Source organism: Agromyces sp. Y575, assembly GCF_059445445.1.
This window is the reverse complement of the sequence record NZ_JCAIUI010000003.1, coordinates 221207-239917: the sequence shown is the minus strand read 5'-3', so window position 1 is coordinate 239917 and position 18711 is coordinate 221207. Positions and strand designations below refer to the sequence as shown.

General features: G+C 69.1%; 17 protein-coding genes, 1 tRNA gene and 1 other RNA gene. 11 read left to right on the top strand and 8 right to left on the bottom strand.

Annotated features, from left to right (window positions below):
• Positions 1–139: 139 nt before the first annotated feature.
• The 3 genes from AC1C2U_RS13240 to AC1C2U_RS13230 are packed head-to-tail and all read right to left on the bottom strand — an operon-like array spanning position 140 to position 3693.
• A complete protein-coding gene (locus tag AC1C2U_RS13240; protein ID WP_495362232.1) occupies positions 140–1348 on the bottom strand; it encodes an acetate/propionate family kinase in 1209 nt (402 codons plus the stop codon).
• On the bottom strand, positions 1345–3537 hold the full coding sequence (pta, locus tag AC1C2U_RS13235) for a phosphate acetyltransferase (RefSeq protein ID WP_495362231.1): 2193 nt from the start codon (positions 3535–3537) through the stop codon (positions 1345–1347). The genes AC1C2U_RS13240 and pta overlap by 4 nt, the downstream gene beginning before the upstream one ends.
• Positions 3538–3546: 9 nt before the next feature.
• Positions 3547–3693 carry a hypothetical protein gene (locus AC1C2U_RS13230; RefSeq protein ID WP_495362230.1) on the bottom strand — a complete coding sequence of 49 codons (147 nt, stop codon included), beginning with the start codon at positions 3691–3693 and terminating at the stop codon, positions 3547–3549.
• Positions 3694–3885: 192 nt separating this feature from the next.
• Here AC1C2U_RS13230 and AC1C2U_RS13225 point away from each other — a divergent pair, with 192 nt between their 5' ends.
• The 5 genes from AC1C2U_RS13225 (at position 3886) to AC1C2U_RS13205 (ending at position 7617) form a co-directional block, all read left to right on the top strand.
• Positions 3886–5301, top strand: a complete 1416-nt coding sequence (locus AC1C2U_RS13225) for a flavin-containing monooxygenase (protein WP_495362229.1) — start codon at positions 3886–3888, stop codon at positions 5299–5301.
• On the top strand, positions 5298–6281 hold the full coding sequence (locus AC1C2U_RS13220) for a bile acid:sodium symporter family protein (protein WP_495362228.1): 984 nt from the start codon (positions 5298–5300) through the stop codon (positions 6279–6281). Before AC1C2U_RS13225 ends, AC1C2U_RS13220 begins: the two co-directional genes overlap by 4 nt.
• Complete coding sequence (locus AC1C2U_RS13215) at positions 6278–7237, top strand: SDR family oxidoreductase (RefSeq protein ID WP_495362227.1); 960 nt, start codon at positions 6278–6280, stop codon at positions 7235–7237. The genes AC1C2U_RS13220 and AC1C2U_RS13215 overlap by 4 nt, the downstream gene beginning before the upstream one ends.
• Positions 7238–7437: 200 nt before the next feature.
• Positions 7438–7534: signal recognition particle sRNA small type (ffs, locus tag AC1C2U_RS13210), an RNA gene on the top strand.
• A tRNA-Ser gene (locus tag AC1C2U_RS13205) sits at positions 7533–7617 on the top strand. The genes ffs and AC1C2U_RS13205 overlap by 2 nt, the downstream gene beginning before the upstream one ends.
• Before the next feature lie 254 nt (positions 7618–7871).
• Here AC1C2U_RS13205 and sigJ read toward each other — a convergent pair.
• A complete protein-coding gene (sigJ, locus tag AC1C2U_RS13200) occupies positions 7872–8816 on the bottom strand; it encodes an RNA polymerase sigma factor SigJ (RefSeq protein ID WP_495362226.1) in 945 nt (314 codons plus the stop codon).
• 53 nt (positions 8817–8869) lie between these two features.
• Between sigJ and AC1C2U_RS13195 the strand changes: the two genes are divergently transcribed.
• The 3 genes from AC1C2U_RS13195 to AC1C2U_RS13185 all read left to right on the top strand — a co-directional run bounded on the left by AC1C2U_RS13195 (position 8870) and on the right by AC1C2U_RS13185 (position 10984).
• Positions 8870–9343: a hypothetical protein gene (locus AC1C2U_RS13195; protein WP_495362225.1), complete on the top strand. Its 474-nt coding sequence runs from the start codon at positions 8870–8872 to the stop codon at positions 9341–9343.
• Positions 9340–10134, top strand: a complete 795-nt coding sequence (locus AC1C2U_RS13190) for an SDR family oxidoreductase (RefSeq protein WP_495362224.1) — start codon at positions 9340–9342, stop codon at positions 10132–10134. Before AC1C2U_RS13195 ends, AC1C2U_RS13190 begins: the two co-directional genes overlap by 4 nt.
• 424 nt (positions 10135–10558) lie before the next feature.
• Positions 10559–10984: a hypothetical protein gene (locus tag AC1C2U_RS13185; protein ID WP_495362223.1), complete on the top strand. Its 426-nt coding sequence runs from the start codon at positions 10559–10561 to the stop codon at positions 10982–10984.
• Here AC1C2U_RS13185 and AC1C2U_RS13180 read toward each other — a convergent pair.
• The 3 genes from AC1C2U_RS13180 to AC1C2U_RS13170 all read right to left on the bottom strand — a co-directional run bounded on the left by AC1C2U_RS13180 (position 10974) and on the right by AC1C2U_RS13170 (position 14318).
• Entirely contained in the window at positions 10974–11717 is a 744-nt protein-coding gene (locus tag AC1C2U_RS13180) for a GNAT family N-acetyltransferase (RefSeq protein ID WP_495362222.1), read from the bottom strand. The genes AC1C2U_RS13185 and AC1C2U_RS13180 overlap by 11 nt on opposite strands.
• Before the next feature lie 96 nt (positions 11718–11813).
• A complete protein-coding gene (locus AC1C2U_RS13175; RefSeq protein ID WP_495362221.1) occupies positions 11814–13736 on the bottom strand; it encodes a helicase HerA-like domain-containing protein in 1923 nt (640 codons plus the stop codon).
• Between the two features lie 126 nt (positions 13737–13862).
• A complete protein-coding gene (locus tag AC1C2U_RS13170) occupies positions 13863–14318 on the bottom strand; it encodes an SRPBCC domain-containing protein (protein WP_495362220.1) in 456 nt (151 codons plus the stop codon).
• 194 nt (positions 14319–14512) lie between these two features.
• Here AC1C2U_RS13170 and AC1C2U_RS13165 point away from each other — a divergent pair, with 194 nt between their 5' ends.
• The 3 genes from AC1C2U_RS13165 to AC1C2U_RS13155 all read left to right on the top strand — a co-directional run bounded on the left by AC1C2U_RS13165 (position 14513) and on the right by AC1C2U_RS13155 (position 17567).
• Positions 14513–15415, top strand: a complete 903-nt coding sequence (locus AC1C2U_RS13165) for a helix-turn-helix domain-containing protein (RefSeq protein ID WP_495362219.1) — start codon at positions 14513–14515, stop codon at positions 15413–15415.
• Positions 15416–15483: 68 nt separating this feature from the next.
• Positions 15484–16725: a non-homologous end-joining DNA ligase gene (gene ligD / locus AC1C2U_RS13160; protein WP_495362218.1), complete on the top strand. Its 1242-nt coding sequence runs from the start codon at positions 15484–15486 to the stop codon at positions 16723–16725.
• Entirely contained in the window at positions 16722–17567 is an 846-nt protein-coding gene (locus tag AC1C2U_RS13155) for an aminoglycoside phosphotransferase family protein (protein ID WP_495362217.1), read from the top strand. The genes ligD and AC1C2U_RS13155 overlap by 4 nt, the downstream gene beginning before the upstream one ends.
• A 114-nt stretch (positions 17568–17681) precedes the next feature.
• Here the strand turns inward: AC1C2U_RS13155 and AC1C2U_RS13150 are convergent, their stop codons facing one another.
• The gene (locus tag AC1C2U_RS13150) at positions 17682–18575 is read right to left on the bottom strand and encodes a DUF559 domain-containing protein (RefSeq protein WP_495362216.1); all 894 of its coding nucleotides are present in this window, start codon (positions 18573–18575) and stop codon (positions 17682–17684) included.
• Between the last annotated feature and the right edge of the window lie 136 nt (positions 18576–18711).

The window sequence follows — 18711 nt, the reverse complement described above, 5'->3', positions numbered from 1 at the left end:
TCGCCTGGCCGCCTAAGGAGGACCGCATGAGCAACCGCGCCATCGACCCTGCATCGATCCAACTGCCCCCGACCGAGCAGATCGACATCACGGCGTATCTGCCCGACCCGCACGACGAACCAACCGCTTAGCAATACACCTAACCGACGAACTCCAGCGTTTGGCGGGCGATCTCGAGCTCCTCGTTCGTCGGCACCACGAGCACGGCGGTCTTCGAGGCGTCGGTCGAGATGCGTCGCGCAACACTCGCGCGGGCCTGGTTGCGCTCGACATCGAGCTCGACGCCGAAGCCCTCGAGGCCGGCGAGCGTGAGTTCGCGCACCTCGGGCGAGTTCTCGCCCACACCGGCAGTGAAGACGATCGCATCGACCCGGCCGAGCTGCGCGGCATAGGCCCCGATGTAGGAACGCACGCGGTGCGCGTAGACGTCGAGGGCGAGCGCGGCCGCCGCATCGCCCGCCGCCTGCGCGGCGACGAGGTCGCGCATGTCGGCATGCCCGCTCAGGCCGAGGATGCCGCTCTGCGAGTTCAGCAGGCGATCGAGGCCGTCGGCGTCGAGGCCGGCCCGCCGCTGCAGGTGCAGCAGCACCGCCGGGTCGATGTCGCCCGAGCGCGTACCCATCACGAGCCCCTCGAGCGGGGTCATGCCCATGCTCGTCTCGACCGAGCGGCCTTCGGCGATCGCGCAGGCGGATGCCCCGTTGCCGAGGTGCAGCACGATCATGCGCAGCTCTTCCACCGGGCGGCCCAGGAACTCCGCCGCCGCCCGCGAGACGAACCGGTGCGAGGTGCCGTGGAACCCGTAGCGACGGATGCGGTGCTTCGCCGCGAGCTCCCGGTCGATCGCATACGTGTACGCGGCAGGCGGCATGGTCTGGTGGAACGCCGTGTCGAACACCGCGACGTGCGGCACGTCGGGAAACGCGCGCTGCGCCGCCTCGATGCCCTCGAGGTTCGCGGTGTTGTGCAGCGGCGCGAGTGCCGACAGCTCATCGATGTTGATCTTCACGAGCGGCGTGATGACTGTCGGCTCGTAGAATCGCGCACCGCCCTGCACCACTCGATGCCCCACCGCGATCGGCGCGTTCGACTCGAGCGACGGCCCGTGGGTCGCGAACGCCTCGAGCATCACGGCGAAGGCGGCCTCGTGATCGGGCACCTCGACGGCCCCATCCCAATCGACGTCGAGGCCGTCGTGCTCACGTCCCTCGTTGTGGTGCCGGGCGTGGCCGACACCCCGCCCGATGCGCTCGATGAGCCCGCTCGCGAGGGTCTGCGACGTCTCGACGTCGATGAGCTGGTACTTCAGCGACGAAGAACCCGAGTTGACGACGAGCACGATGCTCATGAGGCATCCGCCGCCTGGATCGCCGTGATCGCCACAGTGTTGACGATGTCTTGCACGAGCGCGCCGCGCGAGAGGTCGTTGATCGGCTTGCGCAGGCCCTGCAGCACGGGCCCGATCGCGACAGCGCCCGACGAGCGCTGCACCGCCTTGTACGTGTTGTTGCCCGTGTTGAGGTCGGGGAAGATGAAGACCGTCGCCCGGCCCGCGACATCCGACTCGGGCAGCTTCGTACGCGCGACCGCTGCGTCGGCGGCCGCGTCGTACTGGATCGGACCCTCGACTGCGAGCTGCGGCGCGCGCTCGCGCACGAGCTCGGTCGCCCGTCGCACCTTGTCGACGTCGGCGCCCGAGCCCGACTCGCCGGTCGAATACGAGAGCATCGCGATGCGCGGCTCGATGCCGAACTGCGCCGCGGTCTCGGCCGAGGAGATCGCGATGTCGGCGAGCTGCTCGGCGGTAGGGTCGGGCACGATCGCGCAGTCGCCGTAGACGAGCACCCGATCGGCGAGCGCCATGAGGAACACGCTCGAGACGACCTCGACGCCCGGCTTCGTCTTGATCACCTCGAACGACGGCCGGATCGTGTGCGCCGTCGTGTGGGCGGCGCCCGACACCATGCCGTCGGCGAGGCCGAGCTCGACCATCATCGTGCCGAAGTACGAGACGTCTTGCACGGTCTCGCGCGCCTGCTCGAGCGTCACGCCCTTGTGCGCCCGGCGCCGCTGGTACTCCTCCGCGAAGCGGGCGACGTGCACGAAGTCGTGGTTCGAGAGCACCTCGGCCTTCGAGATGTCGAGGCCCAGGCTGATCGCGCGCGAACGCACCTCGATCTCTTCGCCGAGGATCGTGAGCTCGGCAACGTCGCGTGCCAACAGGGTCGCTGCCGCGCGCAGCACCCGATCGTCGTAGCCCTCTGGCAGCACGATGCGCTTGCGCGTCTGCCTGGCGCGCTCGAGCAGGTCGTACTCGAACATGAGCGGCGTGACGACCTCGGGCCGGGCGACGTCGAGCAGGTCGAGCAGCGCCTGACCGTCGACGTGCTTCTCGAAGAGGGCGAGCGCCGTGTCGCGCTTGCGCTGGGAGTCGGCGGCGAGCCGCCCGCGGGTGTGCGTGATCGCAAGCGCCGTGTCGTAGCTCGAGAGCTCGGTACGAATGATCGGCAGCCCGGCCTTCAACCCGTCGACGAGCCGGTCGACCTGCTCGGCGATCGGGAACCCGCCGTTCAGCACGATGCCAGACAACGACGGGAAGGTCGCGCTCGCGTGCGCCGTGAGCACTCCGAGCAGCACCTCACTGCGGTCGCCCGGCACCACGACGACCGCGCCCTCGGTGAGACGGGTCAGCACGTTCTCCATCGACATGGCCCCGATGATGACGCCGAGCGCCTCGCGATTCAACAGTTCGGGGTCGCCGGCGTGCAGCGTGCCGTCGACCGCGGTCATGACGGCGAGCATCGAGGGTGCGACGAGGTACGGGTCTTCGGGAATGGCCCAGACGGCGACGGCGCCGCCCTGAGCCTGCCGATGGGATGCCACGGGGCTGACGGCACCGCCGCTCGCGGCCACCCCGTTCGGTCCGGCCGCGGCGGTCACGGCCTCGACGATCTCTTGCAGCCGCTCGGGGTCGGCACGGTTGGCGACGATGCCGAGCAAGGTCGCGTGTTCGCGCTCGAGCTCTTCGACGGCGAGTTCGGTCAGCTGGGCGAGCTCTTGCGGACTGCGGGCGTCGGAGTAGCCGAGCCGCTCGGTGCGGCTGCGCCCCTGGCCCTGCCCGACCCGACCGCCGAGCACGAGCAGCACGGGCGCACCGAGGTTCGCCGCGATGCGCGCGTTGTAGGCGAGTTCGGTGGGGCTGCCGACATCCGTGAAGTCCGAGCCGATGATGACGACGGCATCGCAGCGGTCTTCGACGGCCTTGAAGCGGGAGACGATCGTCGCGAGCGCCCCTTCGGGGTCGGCGTGCACATCGTCGTAGCGCACCCCCACGGCGTCGTCATAGGGAATCGGCACGACGCCCTCGTGAGCGAGCAGCAGCTCGAGCACGTAATCGCGTTCGGCGGTCGATCGCGCGATCGGCCGGAAGACGCCGACACGGGTCGCCCGCCGGGTCAGGGTGTCGAGTGCGCCGAGCGCAACGGTGGACTTGCCCGTGTTGCCTTCAGCCGAGCAGATGTAGATGCGGTGCGCCACCACTCCAGCCTACGTGGCCCCCGCGGGACTCTGCGGGTTGAGCTCGTCGAGCGTCTGCGGGTTGAGGTCGTCGAGCGTCTGCGGGTTGAGGTCGTCGAGCGTCTGCGGGTTGAGGTCGTCGAGCGTCTGCGGGTTGAGCTTGTCGAAACCCGTCAACGCACAGAAGGGTTTCGACAAGCTCAACCCGCGCAGAAGGGTTTCGACAAGCTCAACCCGCAGAACACGGTTTCGACAAGCTCGACCGACAGGGCCGGGCAGAAAGCGAACGACATTCGCTTATGCTGATCGGGCACATCGCCGTGCCGTGCCGACTCCCAATCGGCGCGTACTCCCCACCCAGGAGCATCCGTGAACCCCATCGCCCTCATCGGAGCGGGCCCGTCCGGCCTCGCCGGCGCCCGAGCGCTCGCCATCGCCGGCATCCCCTTCGTCGGTTTCGAGGCCGGTCCCGATGTCGGGGGCCTCTGGAACATCGACAATCCGCGCAGCACCATGTACGAGTCGGCGCACCTGATCTCGAGCCGCACGACGACCGAGTTCGCCGAGTTCCCGATGGCCTCGACCGCCGACTACCCGAGCCACCGTGCACTGCTCGAGTACTTCCGCGCCTACGCCGACACCTACGGGCTGCGAGAGCATTTCCGGTTCGAGACCAGGGTGACGGATGTCTCGCCGGTGCCCGGCAGCGGCCCCCTTCGACACGCTCAGGGAGCAGAGCCGCGGTGGCGCGTCACTGCCGTCACGGCTGACGGCGAGACGATCACGGGCGACTACTCGGGCGTCATCCTCGCGAACGGCACGCTCGCCGAACCCAACGTGCCGGCCTTCGCCGGCGAGTTCGCGGGCGAGATCATGCACACGAGTTCCTACAAGTCGGCGAAGGTCTTCGAGGGCAAGCGCGTGCTCGTCATCGGCGCCGGCAACTCCGGGTGCGACATCGCGGTCGATGCGGTGCACCACGCGGCATCCGTCGACCTCAGTGTGCGCCGCGGGTACTACTTCGTGCCCCGGTACCTCTTCGGCCGGCCGTCGGACACCCTGAACCAGGGCCGGCCGCTGCCGGCCCGCATCAAGCAGTTCATCGACGCCCGCGTGCTGAAGGCGTTCACGGGCGACCCCGTGCGGTTCGGATTCCCGAAGCCCGACTACAAGATCTACGAGTCGCACCCGATCGTCAACACGATGGTGCTGAACCACCTCGGGCAGGGCGACCTGCGAGTGGTGCCCGACATCGACCGGTTCGACGGGCACACCGTTCGCTTCGCGGACGGCACCTCGGGCGAGTACGACCTCATCATGCTCGCCACCGGCTACACGCTCGACTACCCCTTCGTCGATCGAGCTCACCTCAATTGGACGACCGCGTCGCCGTCGCTCTTCCTCAACATCTTCCCGCCGTCGTTCAACGGCCTCTTCGTGCTCGGCATGATCGAGGCGTCGGGCATCGGCTGGCAGGGCCGCTACGAGCAGGCCGAACTCATCGCCGCCTACCTCGCAGCAGCCGCCGATGCGCCCGACGACGCTGCGCGGTTCCGCGCGCGAGCGGATGCCCCGTGGCCCGACCTCACCGGCGGCTACCGCTACCTCGGTCTCGACCGCATGTCGTACTACGTCAACAAAGACGCGTACCGGCGCACCGTGCAGCGCATGCTCGGCTCATTGCCGCCGGCGTTCGCGCGCGGGATCATCTCGCGAGGGCTCGCGTCGACCCGACCGAGCGGTTCGACGAGCTCACCGAACACCGACGAAGGCGGCCGCGCATGAACATCGACGAGGTCGTCCTCAACTTCGCCCCGGGCTCGCTCATCGCCCTGAACGTGGTGCTCGGACTCATCATGTTCGGCATCGCGCTCGACACCGCACCATCCGACTTCAAGGCCGTCGCGAAAGCGCCGAAGGCGATGCTCATCGCGCTCGCGGCGCAGATCATACTGCTGCCCGCGGTCACGTTCGGGCTCACGCTGCTGCTGAACGTGCAAGGGTCGATCGCGCTCGGCATGATCCTCGTGGCGTGCTGCCCACCCGGCAACATCTCGCAAGTGCTCACCTACCGCTCTGGTGGCAACGTGGCACTCTCGGTGTCGATGACCGCGGTGTCGAACGTCGTCTACATCTTCCTGCTGCCGGTGAGCCTGTCGTTCTGGGGCGGCCTCCACCCGACCGCGGGCGAACTCGTGCGGGCCGTGAGCCTCGACGGCTGGCAGATGCTCGCCGAGATCTTCCTCATCATCGGACTGCCCTTCTTCGCCGGGCTCCTGATCAGGGCCCGCTGGCCGAAGTTCGCGGCGAAGGTGCAGCCGTACGCTCGCTGGGTGAGCCTCCTCGGGCTCGTGGGATTCATCGCGGCCGCACTCATCGGCAACTGGGCGATCTTCATGGCGTTCATCGGCGTCGTGCTGCTCGCCGTCTTCCTGCACGATGCCGTGGCACTGGGTCTCGGCTACGCGAGCGCCCGCATCGGCGGCCTCGGAGTGCGCGATCGCAAGGCGATCACGTTCGAAGTCGGCATCCGCAACGCGGGCCTCGGACTCGGCCTCGTCTTCGCGTTCTTCGGCGGGCTCGGCGGCATGGCGATCGTCGCCGGCTGGTGGGGCATCTGGGACATCATCGCCGGCCTCACGGTCGCGACACTCTGGGGCAGGCATTCGAAGCGAGCGGATGCCGCGGCAGCATCTCGCTCGTCGGTCGACGCGCAGGCCGAATCCGACGGCGCCGGGGCGACCACGGCGGAGCCCAGCGCATGAGGCGCGTGCTGGTCACCGGCGGCGCCGGGTTCCTCGGATCCAACGCGGTGCGGGCGCTCGCGGAGCATCCGGAGGTCGAATTCATCGTCGCAGGCGACGTGCGCACACCGGCGTCGGTGCCCGACGGGGTGATCGTCGAGCGGTGCGACGTGACGGATGCCGCGAACGTGGCCGTGGTCGTCGGCCGCCACCGCATCGACACGATCGTGCACCTCGCGGCGATCGTGAACCCCGGCCACCAGAGCGAAGAGCTCGAGCACCGTGTCGACGTGGAAGGCACCCGCAACGTGCTCGACGCCGCCGTCGCATTCGGGGTGACGCGAATCGTCGTGTCGTCGTCGGGCGCCGCGTACGGGTATCACGCCGACAACCCCGAGTGGCTCGTCGAGACCGACGTGATCCGCGGCAACGAGGAGTTCAGCTACTCGCGACACAAGCGTCTCGTTGAAGAGATGCTCGCCGGGTATCGCGTCGCGCATCCCGCGCTCGGGCAGGTCGTGCTGCGCATCGGAACGATCCTCGGGCCGACCGTGGCGAACCAGATCACCGCACTCTGGGAGGGACCCCGCATCCTCGCGATCCGCGGCTCGGAGAGCCCGTTCGTCTTCATCTGGGTCGACGATGTCGTCGGCGCGATCGTGCACGGCGCCACCGGCGACGTGACCGGCGCGTTCAACGTGGCCGGCGACGGCCGCGTCACCGTCTCGGAGATCGCGCGTGCCATCGGCAAACGCACGCTGACGCTGCCCCCGTCCGTGCTCACGTTCGCGCTGCGCATCGGGCATGCCCTGAAGCTCACGGTGCACGGGCCCGAGCGCGTCGGGTTCCTGCAGCACCGCCCCGTGCTCGACAACTCGCGCCTGAAGTCGGAGCTCGGCTACACGCCGACGAAGACGAGTCGGGAGGCGTTCGACGCCTATCTCGCCGCACGCGGGGCACGTGCCGCGACCGAGTAGGCGCGGCGGTGCCCAGTCGATGCGCACAACTCCGGATGCATCGCTCGACACGCCGCCCGTGGCAGCCACTCCCTCCGCGTGGCGCGTCGAATCTCCGGAGTTCTGCACACGCGGATGCCTCGGCAGGCACGTGCCGCCGAGGCATCCGCTCGCTGAACGCGCCGCGGTCAGAGGCGCCACTCGCGCTCGGGTAGACTATCTCCGGCTCCTCACGTGGCGCCATCCAGGCCAACTCCCCCAGGGCGGAAACGCAGCAAGGGTAACCAGGCTCTGGCGGGTGCGTGAGGAGTCCCCGGGAGGATTCGCCTAGTGGCCTATGGCGCACGCTTGGAAAGCGTGTTGGGTGCAAGCCCTCGGGGGTTCGAATCCCCCATCCTCCGCAGACAGGAATAACCCTCACCTCGACTTTCACGGTCAAGGTGGGGGTTTTCTTGTCAGCGCGCGGGATCCGGTGCGGAACACCTCGACAGCCCACTCGCGGGAAGATCATTCGGCGTTGCACGGCTCAGAATGAAGAGTCTTCCCGCGCCCTGCGCCCGCATGCAGGCGCGTTGTGCCCACCGAAGATGCCGTCGAGCGCGCCACAGACGGGGCGACTCCGAGGGCGTCGCCTTCGACCTCGCACCGCTGAACATCAGCGCCAGAGCGTCAGCTTCTCCGGGTTCATCATGATCCAGACGTTGGAGACGAGAAGAGCGCCGGACGCGTGAGGATGGCCGGAAGGGGGAGCAGGAAATGCGGCGACCCCGAGGGTCACGACGCCCGCAACCACTCCGCCGTAGCCGAAGGTGAGTGTGATGCCGTCGGCCGTGACGCGCTGCTGCACCTCGGCCTCGGGTTGCTTCTCGAGGATGCCGAGGAGGAAGCGGGCCACGTTGAGCGCACCGAGCACAGGTCTGCGCGCCGCCGAAACGAATCCCCCGCCGTCGGAACGCAGCTCGACTGCGGGGTCGAGTACCGCCGTGAGCGCCGCGAGATCGCCGCCCGCGCATGCCGCCACGAAAGCGCGCACCACCTCGTCATGCAAAGCGGTCGATACCTGACCTGCCCGACACTCACGCACGTGCCGCCGGGCCGCCGTCGCTAGCTGCCGGCACGCGTCCACCGACCGGCCGGCGATTACGGCGATTTCGGCGAACGGCACCGCGAACACGTCATGGAGCACGAACGCCACCCGTTCGGCCGGGCTCAGCGACTCGAGGACGACGAGCAGGGCGATGCTCACCGATTCGTCGAGCGCAACCCTCTCGAGCGGGTCGGCGGCGGATGCGACGAGCGCGCCGAACTGGCCACCGGCGACCCCCGCGGGTACTGGCTCGGGCAACCACTCGCCGATGTACTGCTCGCGGCGCGCGCGGGCGCTGCCGAGCTGATCGAGGCAGATGCGGCTCGCCACCCGGGTGAGCCAGGCCGCGGGCGTCTGGATCAGCGCCCGTTCGGAGCTGCTCAACCCGTGCCAGCGCAGGTACGTCTCCTGCACCGCGTCTTCGGCGTCGGCGACCGTGCCGAGGATGCGGAAGGCGATGCCAGTGAGCCGCGACCGTTCGCGCTGGAACTCGTCGGTGATGGTGAGTGTCACGCGTCTATTCTGTCGCCACCTCACATCCGCACCGGCTGTTTCGTCAATCTTGTATGACCTTGATTGCACGCCGCACCATCCTCGCCGTTTCCGCTGCAGTTGGGGTGTTCGTGGGGGTGTGGGCTGCGCTCTGGCCCGCCTCGTTCTACGACTCCTTCCCTGGATTCGGCCGCATCTGGATCGCGATCGACGGCCCCTTCAACGAACACCTGATCCGCGATGTCGGCACGCTCTACCTCGCCCTGGCCGGCGCGAGCGTGGCGGCGATCTTCTCCCGCACGCCCGACGCCAGCCGAGTCGTGGGCATCGCCTGGACTGTATTCGGCATCCCGCACCTGGCGTATCACCTCGCGCATCTCGAGTCGCTCGCACCGCTCGACGTGGCCGCCAATGTGGTGTCGCTCGGCGGCAGCCTCGCGCTCGGCATTGTGCTTCTGCTGCCGGGGCCACGGCAAACGCGAGGTACCGGCCGGGCCCCCTCGGCTTCACTCGAGCCCACCCCCGCCGGAAGGAACACCACCTCATGAGAATCGCCATCGCTGGAGCTACGGGAGCGGTCGGCCGACATGTCGTCGACATCGTCCGCGAGCACGGCCACGTGCCCGTCCTTCTCAGCCGCTCCGCCGGCGTCGACCTACTGGACCCGGCCGCCGTGGCCGGCGCCCTCGCAGGTGCCGACAGTGTGATCGACGTGGCGAGCATCTCGACAACCTCAGGCACCGCTTCCGAGCAGTTCTTCCGCGCCACCACGACGAACCTGCTTTCCGCCGGTGCCGCAGCCGGCATCGGGCACCATGTTGCCCTCTCGATCGTGAATGTCGACCGGGCACCCTCGGGCTACTACGCCGGCAAGGTGGTGCAGGAGCGCCTCGTCGAGAGCGGCCCGCTGCCTTGGAGCATCCTCCGCGCCACCCAATTCCACGAGTTCGCCGCGCAGATGCTTGAGCGCGCGACGCTCGGCCCCGTACACGCCATCCCGATGATGCGCACGCAGCCTGTGGCCGCCCGCGAGGTGGCCGTGCGTCTGGTCGAACTCGCCGAGACGGACGCGCGGGGCCGCGCCACCGACCTCGCTGGCCCCCGCAAAGAGCGACTCCTCGAGCTCGCCCGCGCGTATGCAGCGGCCATGGGGATTCGGGGACCGATCGTGTCGGTTCCCCTCCCCGGCGGCATGGGAGCGGCGATGCGCAGCGGGGCGCTGCTCCCCGGACCGGGAGCGCAGCTTGGCATGCTCACCTTCGCCGAGTGGTTGGGCACCATCGCATCGCCCACTCCAGGTCCTGCCGGTACTCGAGGCCGGGGCGGCTCCACTCGATGACATCCATGCCCGCCGTGTCGCGGCAGCATGGCCCACCTCATCCGTCTCCTCAGCACCGACCGGTATTCGACTACACCCGGACGGACTTCACCGAGGAACAGAACTCCGAGGTGGCGCCCACCGCCCGCGAAGCTGGCTCTTCCCGGGTCGAAGTCTCAGGTACACAGCGCCATCGAAAGTCGTCCGTGTCCTCATTAATGCGGAATAGCGCAGATCGGCGCGGTCCCCCATGATGTGAGAGATGTCAGCAGCGGCGATGGAAACGAGGAGTGGGGACGCAGGGGGCTCCTCCATCGGAGCGGCGACAGTAGGGGGCGACGGCCTCAGGGTTCAAACCCTGAGGCCCCGTCGCACGCTCGTGTGGAGCATCGGTCTCCCCGTTGCGGCTCTCGCCATTCCATTGCTCGCCGCCGAACTCTGGCTCATGGATACCCGCGAAGCGTGGCCGATCGTCGGCGCCACCGCCGCGGTCGTCGTGCTGCTGATCCTCGGTGCCTGGATCGGCTACCGGCGCGCTCGTGCCTCGATCAGCAAGTACGGCATCGTCGAACGCGGCTTCTTCGGTGGTGTCTCGACGGTCGCCTCACGCGACGTGGCCGGCGTGCTGCGCGTACAGCTCTACCGCGCGAACAGCCTCGACACGACACAGGAGCTCTTCGTCGTCGAACGCACCGGACGTGGCGCATTCCGCATGCGCGGCCGTTTCTGGGACGAGCCCGCCATGGACCAGGTGGCGGAAGTGCTCGGCGTGGAGGAGACCGTCGGCAGCGAGCCGATGACGCTCTCAGAGCTGCGCGAGGCCAACCCGCGCTTGCTCTACTGGTTCGAGCGGCGTTTGCTCAGTCGCTGACGGCAGCGCCTGTGCCACCGGTCGCACCCGGGCCGTCGGTCACGCCGAGGCCGTCGGTCACGCCGAGGCCGTCGGTCACGCCGGGGCCGTCGGTCACGCCGGTTGCGATGCCGAGCAGCGGCGAACTCGGGCGGCTCGAGGGCAGCTCGTGAAACCCGAGTCGGCCGTAGAACGCCCGCGCACCGATGTTCGAGGCGGCGACGCCGAGGTGCACGGCGGGCACACCGCGCGCCGCGAGCGCCGCCCGGAGCATGTCGATGAGGCGTCGGCCGAAACCCTGGCCCTGCACTTCGGGCAACAGATCGATGTGGAGGTGCGCGGGATACTCGTCGAGCTCGTCGATGAGCATGCGCTCGGGTGTCGAGCCGGCTTCGACGAGTTGCGCCTCGGTGAACCGTGGGTTGCGGCCCGTTGGCGCACCGGGCGACGGATGCCGCGCAGCGAAGCCTGGGGCCCACTCACGTTTCCACCACTCCACGAACACCGCAGTGTCGGGCACGCCGATGACGTAGCCGAGCACGCGCTCACCACGCTGCCCTGAGCCCGTCGAAGTGTCGGCCACGACGAACGCGAACTCGGGCGCGAAATCGACGTACGGCAGGGCGAACACCTCGGGCATGAGCGTGTCGTCGGAGTAGTCCCCCGTCGCGTCGCCGCCGCCGGCTGCGGTGAGCAGGCAGATACGGGCGACCTGGTCGCGGTCGTCGGGGTGGTACGGACGGATCACAGGCACCCGACCATCCTCCCCCAGATCGCGCCGGCGAGGAGCGAGACCCGCGTGGAGGGTTCGAGACGACGCTGGCGTGCCGTCTCAACCGACGAAACGGGCTCAGCGGCGCTTGGCCATGCCGAAGATGCCCGTGATCACCGTGGTCAGCACGTTCTGCGTGGCCCTCGAGCCCAGCACCTGCTCGAGCGCGGACCGCTCCTTCGATTGCGACGAGCGTGACCCCGACCTCGACCTCGACCGCGAGCTCCCCGAGGTCTGCTTCATGAGCCGGTCGTACTCGGCCTGTGCCTTCTTGTCTGCCTTCGCGGCATCCGCAGCGATCTTCGCCTGCATCTTCTCGTACTCCGCATCGGCCCTGGTCTTCGCGGCGGCGGCCTCTTCGGCATCGACCTTCGCCGCGGCATCCGCGAGCTTCTTCGTGAGAATCTCGTGCGCCGACTCGCGATCGATGCCGGTGCCGTACTTCGCGAGCAGCGGCGATGCGGCCACGGCGGCGTCGATCGAAGCATCCGGCGACGGCGACATCGAGGCCTGTGGTGCCCGCAGTCGCGTCCACGCGACGGGCGACGGCGCGCCCTTCTCGTTCATGACCGTGATGATCGCCTCGCCCGTGCCGAGCCGGGTGAGCGCCTCCTCGAGGTCGTAGCCCGACTTCGGATACGTCGAGACGGTCGCCCGCAGCGCCTTCGCATCGTCGGGCGTGAACGCGCGCAACTGGTGCTGCACGCGAGAGCCGAGCTGGGCGAGCACGTCGGCGGGTACGTCTTTCGGGGTCTGCGTGACGAAGAAGACGCCGACGCCTTTCGAGCGGATGAGACGCACGGTCTGCGTGATCTGGGCGAGGAAGTCCTTCGACGCGTCCGTGAAGAGCAGGTGCGCCTCGTCGAAGAAGAACACGAGCTTCGGCTGGTCGAGGTCGCCGACCTCTGGCAGGTCGGTGAAGAGATCGGCGAGCAGCCACATGAGGAAGGTCGAGTAGAGCGCCGGCTTGTCGGCGACACCCGGAACCTCGAGCAGGCTGATGATGCCGCGCCCATCGGATGCCACGCGCAGGAACTCGGCCGTGTCGATCTCGGGTTCGCCGAAGAACACGTCGGCGCCTTGATCGGCGAACGTGATGAGCTCGCGGAGGATCACCCCGACGGTCGCCTTCGACAGCCCGCCGAGGCCCTCGAGTTCGGGTTTGCCTTCGTCGCTGACGAGGTAGGCGAGCACGGCCCGCAGATCTTCGAGGTCGAGCAGTGCGAGGTTGCTCTTGTTCGCGTAGTGGAAGACGAGTCCGAGGCTCGACTCCTGCGTCTCGTTCAGGCCGAGCGCCTTCGAGAGCAGCAGCGGCCCGAAGCCCGAGATCGTCGCCCGGATCGGCACGCCTCGGCCGACACCACCGAGCGAGTAGAACTCGGTCGGGAAGCTCGCGGCGGTCCATTGCTGCCCGATACCGGCGGTGCGCTTCAGCAGCTTCTCATTGCCGTCGCCCGGCGTCGCGACGCCCGAGAGGTCACCCTTGATGTCGGCCGCGAACACGGCGACGCCATTGGACGAGAGCTGTTCGGCGAGCACCTGCAGGGTGCGGGTCTTGCCCGTGCCCGTCGCACCGGCGACGAGCCCGTGTCGGTTCGTCATCGCGAGCGGGATGCGCACCGGCACGTCGGGCAGCGCCTCGCCGTTGACGAGCGCACCCATCTCGAGCGCGGCGCCCTCGAAGGTGTATCCCACGCGGATCGCGTCGATCTGCGACTGGTCGAGGGGGCCCGCGGATGCCGCGGCGGTGTTCCCGCTCCCCGCGCCTGCCGAAGAGGCGGGCGCGAGAGTCGCGGGTGCACTCGTCGCTTCGACAGGCTCAGCGAGCGATGGTGCCGCAGCCGCGGCATCCGTCGCCGCGGCCGCAGCGGCCGCCGTCGCGAGCGCTGCGGCCTCCTCGGCCTTCTTGATCGCTTCGGCCGCCTGCGCCTGCAGGGCCTTCGCTGCTTCCGCCGCCGCGACGGCAGCCTCCTGAGCTTGCTTCACCGCGTCATCGGCCATGCGGCGATCTTATCGAGGGGTCGGCCTGACGACCCCTCTGCACCGCAACGACACTTCGCATGGAACGTGACCCGGCGAAGTGCCGTCACGGGGATCGGCGACGACAGCGTGTTCACGCAGAAGGCGTCACGACGGGAACGGCAGGGCGCGTCCCGTCTCGATCCACGATTTGACGCTCGAGAGCAGGAGCGGCCATGTGTCGGAGGCCTCCGCCTCGGACGGGTGGCCGTCACTCCACTCGTCGTTCGTGAAGGTGACCTTGGTGAGGTCCTCCCCGGCCGGCTCGAGTCGCCAGGTCATGCGGCTGCGGAGCTCGGCGTGGTTCTCACGGTAGGTGGGTCCGGGGTGCTCCGAGAGCTGCAGCACGCGGCCAGGCTCGGCCGCGAGCACTTCGCCGTAGACGTGAACGGTCTCGTCGCCGTCCTGACCGGGCCCGACGTACTCGTATCGGGCGCCCGGCGTGAGTTCGCCGCGAAGCACCGACCCCCACATGACGGCCCGGCTGCCCTCTTCGCCCGTGATCGCGTCCCAGACGCGCTGCGGGTCGGCGGCGATATAGGTGGTCATCTCGAAGTCGGGCATGCGAGTCTCCTCATGTTGATCAGCAGTGGGTACGAGATCGACGGTACGGATGCCCCGGTGCCCGCGTCTTGCACAAACGCGACCCATCGCTCCCCAGCGGCACAGCCGTCGCGCCGCTTCCCGGCGCGCCGGAACCGGCCGCCGTGGGCCCAGGTTCAGGCGGCCGCGTCGGTGGCGCTGGCCATACTGGGGGCATGCCCCGCACCGACGACTACTGGCGCTCACGCGCCGGAGCTGCCACGAAGGGCGTGCTCGCGCCGCGCGGCGGCGAGCCGGGCATCGCGCCGCTCGCGGGCGATACCGCCGAGCAGGCACGGTCAACCGAGGCGCCGGTGCGCCTCACGCGGTACCCGGTGAGCCCCGAGCTCGCCGGGCTCGTACGCCACATCTGGATCCCGCGCTGGCGACTTCCATCGGGCGTCGTCGTCGAGCAGGGCGTGCTCGAATACCCGTCGGCAAACCTCGTGATCGAACGCGACACCGCCGCACTGTACGGCCCAGAACTCGGCCGCGGCCATCAACGCCTCGAAGGCGAGGGGTGGGCGTTCGGCGTGCTGCTGCAGCCTGGCGTCGCGCATCGGCTCGTGCCTGACCCCGTGCGTTCCCTCGTCGGCTCATCGGTGGCGCTCGAAGAACTGCGCATGACGGATGTCTCGGGGCTCGTGACATCCGTTCGCCGCGCGGTCGCCGCAGATGACGACAGCGGCGCGATCGCGGCGTTCGAGCGGTGGCTGCCGAGCCAGCGCATCGAGGTCGATGCCGACGCGGCGCTCGTGCGTCGGGTCGTCGAGCTCGCCGAAACCGATCGGGCGATCCTGCGCGCAGATGACCTCGCCCGCGCCGCGGGGCTGAGCCTGCGCGCGCTCGAGCGGCTCGCACGCGACCGGGTCGGCCTGACGCCGAAATGGCTCATCGGCCGATACCGCATGCAAGAGGCGGCACAGCTGCTCGCGGCATCCGATTCGCCTGCGCTCGCCGAACTCGCCGCGACGCTCGGGTTCGCCGACCAGGCGCATTTCACCCGGCAGTTCCGTGCGGTGATCGGCGAGACCCCGCGTCGCTACGCGCTCGCTGCACGATCGGCCGCCACGGGCTGACTGGGCGACCCGGTCTCCCGTTCTCGGCGACCTCGCCAGAGTGCCCGGGCTCGCCATAGTGTGGAGGTGTGAGCCCGAAGGCGAGTGCGGCCGAGATGCTCGAGATCGGCGACCGAGAGGTGCGCATCTCGAGCCCTGACAAGCTCGTCTTCCCCGCGGTCGGTCTGACCAAGCTCGACCTCGTGCGGTACTACCTCGCCGTGGCCGATGGCGCGCTGCGTGGTGCCGGAGGCCGGCCGATGGTGCTGAAGCGCTTCGTCAAGGGCATCGACCAGGAGGCCTTCTTCCAGAAGCGCGCCCCCGAGAACCGGCCGGAGTGGATCGAGACGGCGACACTGCACTATGCTTCCGGCAATTCGGCCGAAGAGGTCGTGGTTCGGGATGCCGCGGCGCTCGCGTGGGTCGTGAACCTCGGCTGCATCGACCTCAACCCGCACCCAGTGCGCGCCGAAGACCTCGACCACCCCGACGAACTGCGAGTGGACCTCGACCCGATGCCGGGCGTCGATTGGGCGCAGATCGTCGACGTGGCGATGATCTCGCGCGAGGTGCTCGCCGACCACGGCCTCGTCGGCTGGCCGAAGACGTCGGGCTCGCGCGGCATCCACATCTCGGTGCGCATCGAACCACTGTGGAGCTATCACGACGTGCGGCTTGCTGCAGAGACGATCGCCCGCGAGGTCGAACTGCGGGCGCCCGGTCTCGCGAGCGCGAGATGGTGGAAGGAGGAGCGCGGCGAGAGCGTGTTCGTCGACTTCAACCAGAACGCGAAGGATCGCACCGTGGCATCCGCTTACTCGGTGCGCGCCCTGCCCGATGCTCGCGTTTCGACCCCGCTCGACTGGGACGAAGTGCGAGGCAGTCATCCCGAACGGTTCACCGTGCCGACCGTGCTCGAGCGATTCGCCGAGCGCGGCGACGTCGCGGCCGGCATCGACGAGGCCGCCGGAAGCCTCGACGCGCTGCTCCGGCGAGCAGAGGAGCTCGGTCCGGCCGAAAAGCCTCCCGCGCGCGGAGACGGCTCGGGCCGTCGCGCATCGACCATGCCGCTCATCGAGATCGCACGCACGAAGACCAAGCCCGAGGCGCTCGACGCCCTCGAGCGGTGGAAGGCGAAGCACGCCGACGCCGCGGCGCTGCTCGAACCCGCCGACGTGCTCGTCGACGGCATGCGTGGAAGCTCGTCGCTCTGGTACCGCATCCGGGTGAACCTGCAACACGTGCCCGAGGCGTCGCGACCGGCGCAAGAGGCACTCGAAGCGGACTACGACCCGTGGGCGGGCCGCGGCGACGATCGACCGCAGTCGTGAGCGATCTTGGCCCCGTCGATCCCGGACGCGGAGCGGATGTCGCGTGGCTGCGCCGATGGCGACTGCGCCCCGACGGCGACGCACGCACCACCGCGTCGAGCACGCTCATGCCTGTACGCACGGAGGACGGCGCATCCGCGATGTTGAAGGTCGCGCACATCGACGAAGACGTGCGAGGCGGCGAGCTGCTCGAGCGGTTGAAGGGCGAGGGCGTCGCGCGCGTGTTGCGGCGGCTCGGGCCCGCGGTGCTGCTGGAGCGAGCGACGGGCCCCCGGGATCTCGTGCGAATGGTCGAGCTCGGGCACGACGACGATGCCACGCGTGTGCTCTGCGAGGCGGCCGATCGCATTCACCACGCGCCCGTCGAGCCGCTCCTCGCCGCCCCGACCCCGCTCGTAGACCTGCCGACCTGGTTCGGCGAGCTCTTCGCCCGCGCCGACGACCTCGGCCCGCTGCATCGTCGAGGTGCCGAATTCGCCGCGGCGCTGCTCGCCGATCCGGTTGACAAGGCGGTGCTGCACGGTGATATGCACCACGGCAACGTGCTCGACTTCGGCGACCGAGGTTGGCTCGCGATCGACCCGAAGGGCCTCGTCGGTGAGACCGCGTTCGACTACTGCAACCTGCTCTGCAATCCGTCGTACGAACGCGCGCTCGTGCCCGGGCGGCTCGAACGGCAGTTCGGCGTGGCCATCGCAGCCACCGCGCTCGATCCGGCCCGATTCGCACGCTGGCTCGTCGCGTGGTGCGCGCTCTCATCGACATGGTTCGCGATCGACGACGACCCGATGCACGCCGACTCGGCGGCGGCGATCGGTGAGCGCGCGCTCACGCTCGTCTGAACCACCCTCACATCGCCCCTCAACTCCATCGAGAGTGCGCGTCACGTCGTTCTCAGGCGGATGAAGCAACCCGACGCGCACTCTCGATGCCCCGTGACTGTGCCCCGCCACGCCTCATGCCCAGCCGCGGGTGACCAGCGCGTGACGAAGGAGCCCGAAGACCTCGCTCCGACGTGTGTCCTTGTTCACCCGGATGACGATCCATCCGTTCGCGGCGAGCTCGTTCAGCCGATCGACGTCCTTCGCCCATTGAGCCGCATCCGCTCGGTGGTGCTGGCCGTCGTACTCGAGAATCACGCGGTACGCGCGGAACACGAGATCGGCGCGCGTCCTGCGTCCGGACGCAAGATCGATGACGCCGTTCGGCTCGGGTTCGGGGAATCCACCGTCGATCACATCGAGGCGCAAGAGGGTCTCCCGAGGTGACTCGGATCGCGGCCTGAGGCGCTCGCGTGCCCGGCGCAGTGCGCGAGCACCGCGCTTGCCCCCGTACCGCGAGATCGCCGCATCGATCTCGGATTCGCTCGCAAGCGCTCGCGGCAGGCCGATCAGCCGATCGCCCGCGACGATGAGGTCGCGCTCACCGAGGTCGGCGGCGAGCTGGCACCACGCATCCGCTGCGGCGACGACCCGCAAGCCTCGTCGCCGCGCGATCCGCGGTTCAACGTGCGCCCGGTGGCCGACGACGGCACCGGCACGCGTCGGATGTGCGCCGTTCCACACCACGGTGTGCAGACGCGGATCGGCCTGCACCCTCCACGGGAGCGGAAGTCCCCAGAGCTCGGCAGCGGTCGCGTGACTGAACGCCTCGGTCGGTCCGAGTCGAAGGGAATACGCCTCGCACAGCGCGAAGCGCCCGTGCATCGTCGACGATGAGCGGATGCCCCGGAACGGAACGACGAGATCCCTCGAGCGGAGACGCGCTGAAGTCACACCCGCTGCACGCGCCGTGGCAAGGGTGAACGGTCCTGAACCGATGCTCGCGGGGAGCGGTGAGGGTGCACGCATGCACCCACCCTCGACGATCCTGCGAGTTGTCGGTGTCGTTCTCGGGCCGCCTGTGGAACCGAATCCGCGTTGTCCACAGGCCCGAGCGGGTCGGTCGTCGCCAGATCGTCATCGAAAGTGCGCTTCCGGTCGCTTC

Bases quoted from the DNA above. Each gene is read 5' to 3' on its own strand.
- AC1C2U_RS13150 (WP_495362216.1), bottom strand. From the start codon at position 18,575: ATGCGTGCACCCTCACCGCTCCCCGCGAGCATCGGTTCAGGACCGTTC.
- AC1C2U_RS13165 (WP_495362219.1), top strand. From the start codon at position 14,513: ATGCCCCGCACCGACGACTACTGGCGCTCACGCGCCGGAGCTGCCACG.
- AC1C2U_RS13190 (WP_495362224.1), top strand. From the start codon at position 9,340: ATGAGAATCGCCATCGCTGGAGCTACGGGAGCGGTCGGCCGACATGTC.
- AC1C2U_RS13220 (WP_495362228.1), top strand. From the start codon at position 5,298: ATGAACATCGACGAGGTCGTCCTCAACTTCGCCCCGGGCTCGCTCATC.
- AC1C2U_RS13170 (WP_495362220.1), bottom strand. From the start codon at position 14,318: ATGCCCGACTTCGAGATGACCACCTATATCGCCGCCGACCCGCAGCGC.
- AC1C2U_RS13185 (WP_495362223.1), top strand. From the start codon at position 10,559: ATGGATACCCGCGAAGCGTGGCCGATCGTCGGCGCCACCGCCGCGGTC.
- AC1C2U_RS13215 (WP_495362227.1), top strand. From the start codon at position 6,278: ATGAGGCGCGTGCTGGTCACCGGCGGCGCCGGGTTCCTCGGATCCAAC.
- AC1C2U_RS13195 (WP_495362225.1), top strand. From the start codon at position 8,870: ATGACCTTGATTGCACGCCGCACCATCCTCGCCGTTTCCGCTGCAGTT.
- AC1C2U_RS13175 (WP_495362221.1), bottom strand. From the start codon at position 13,736: ATGGCCGATGACGCGGTGAAGCAAGCTCAGGAGGCTGCCGTCGCGGCG.
- AC1C2U_RS13240 (WP_495362232.1), bottom strand. From the start codon at position 1,348: ATGAGCATCGTGCTCGTCGTCAACTCGGGTTCTTCGTCGCTGAAGTAC.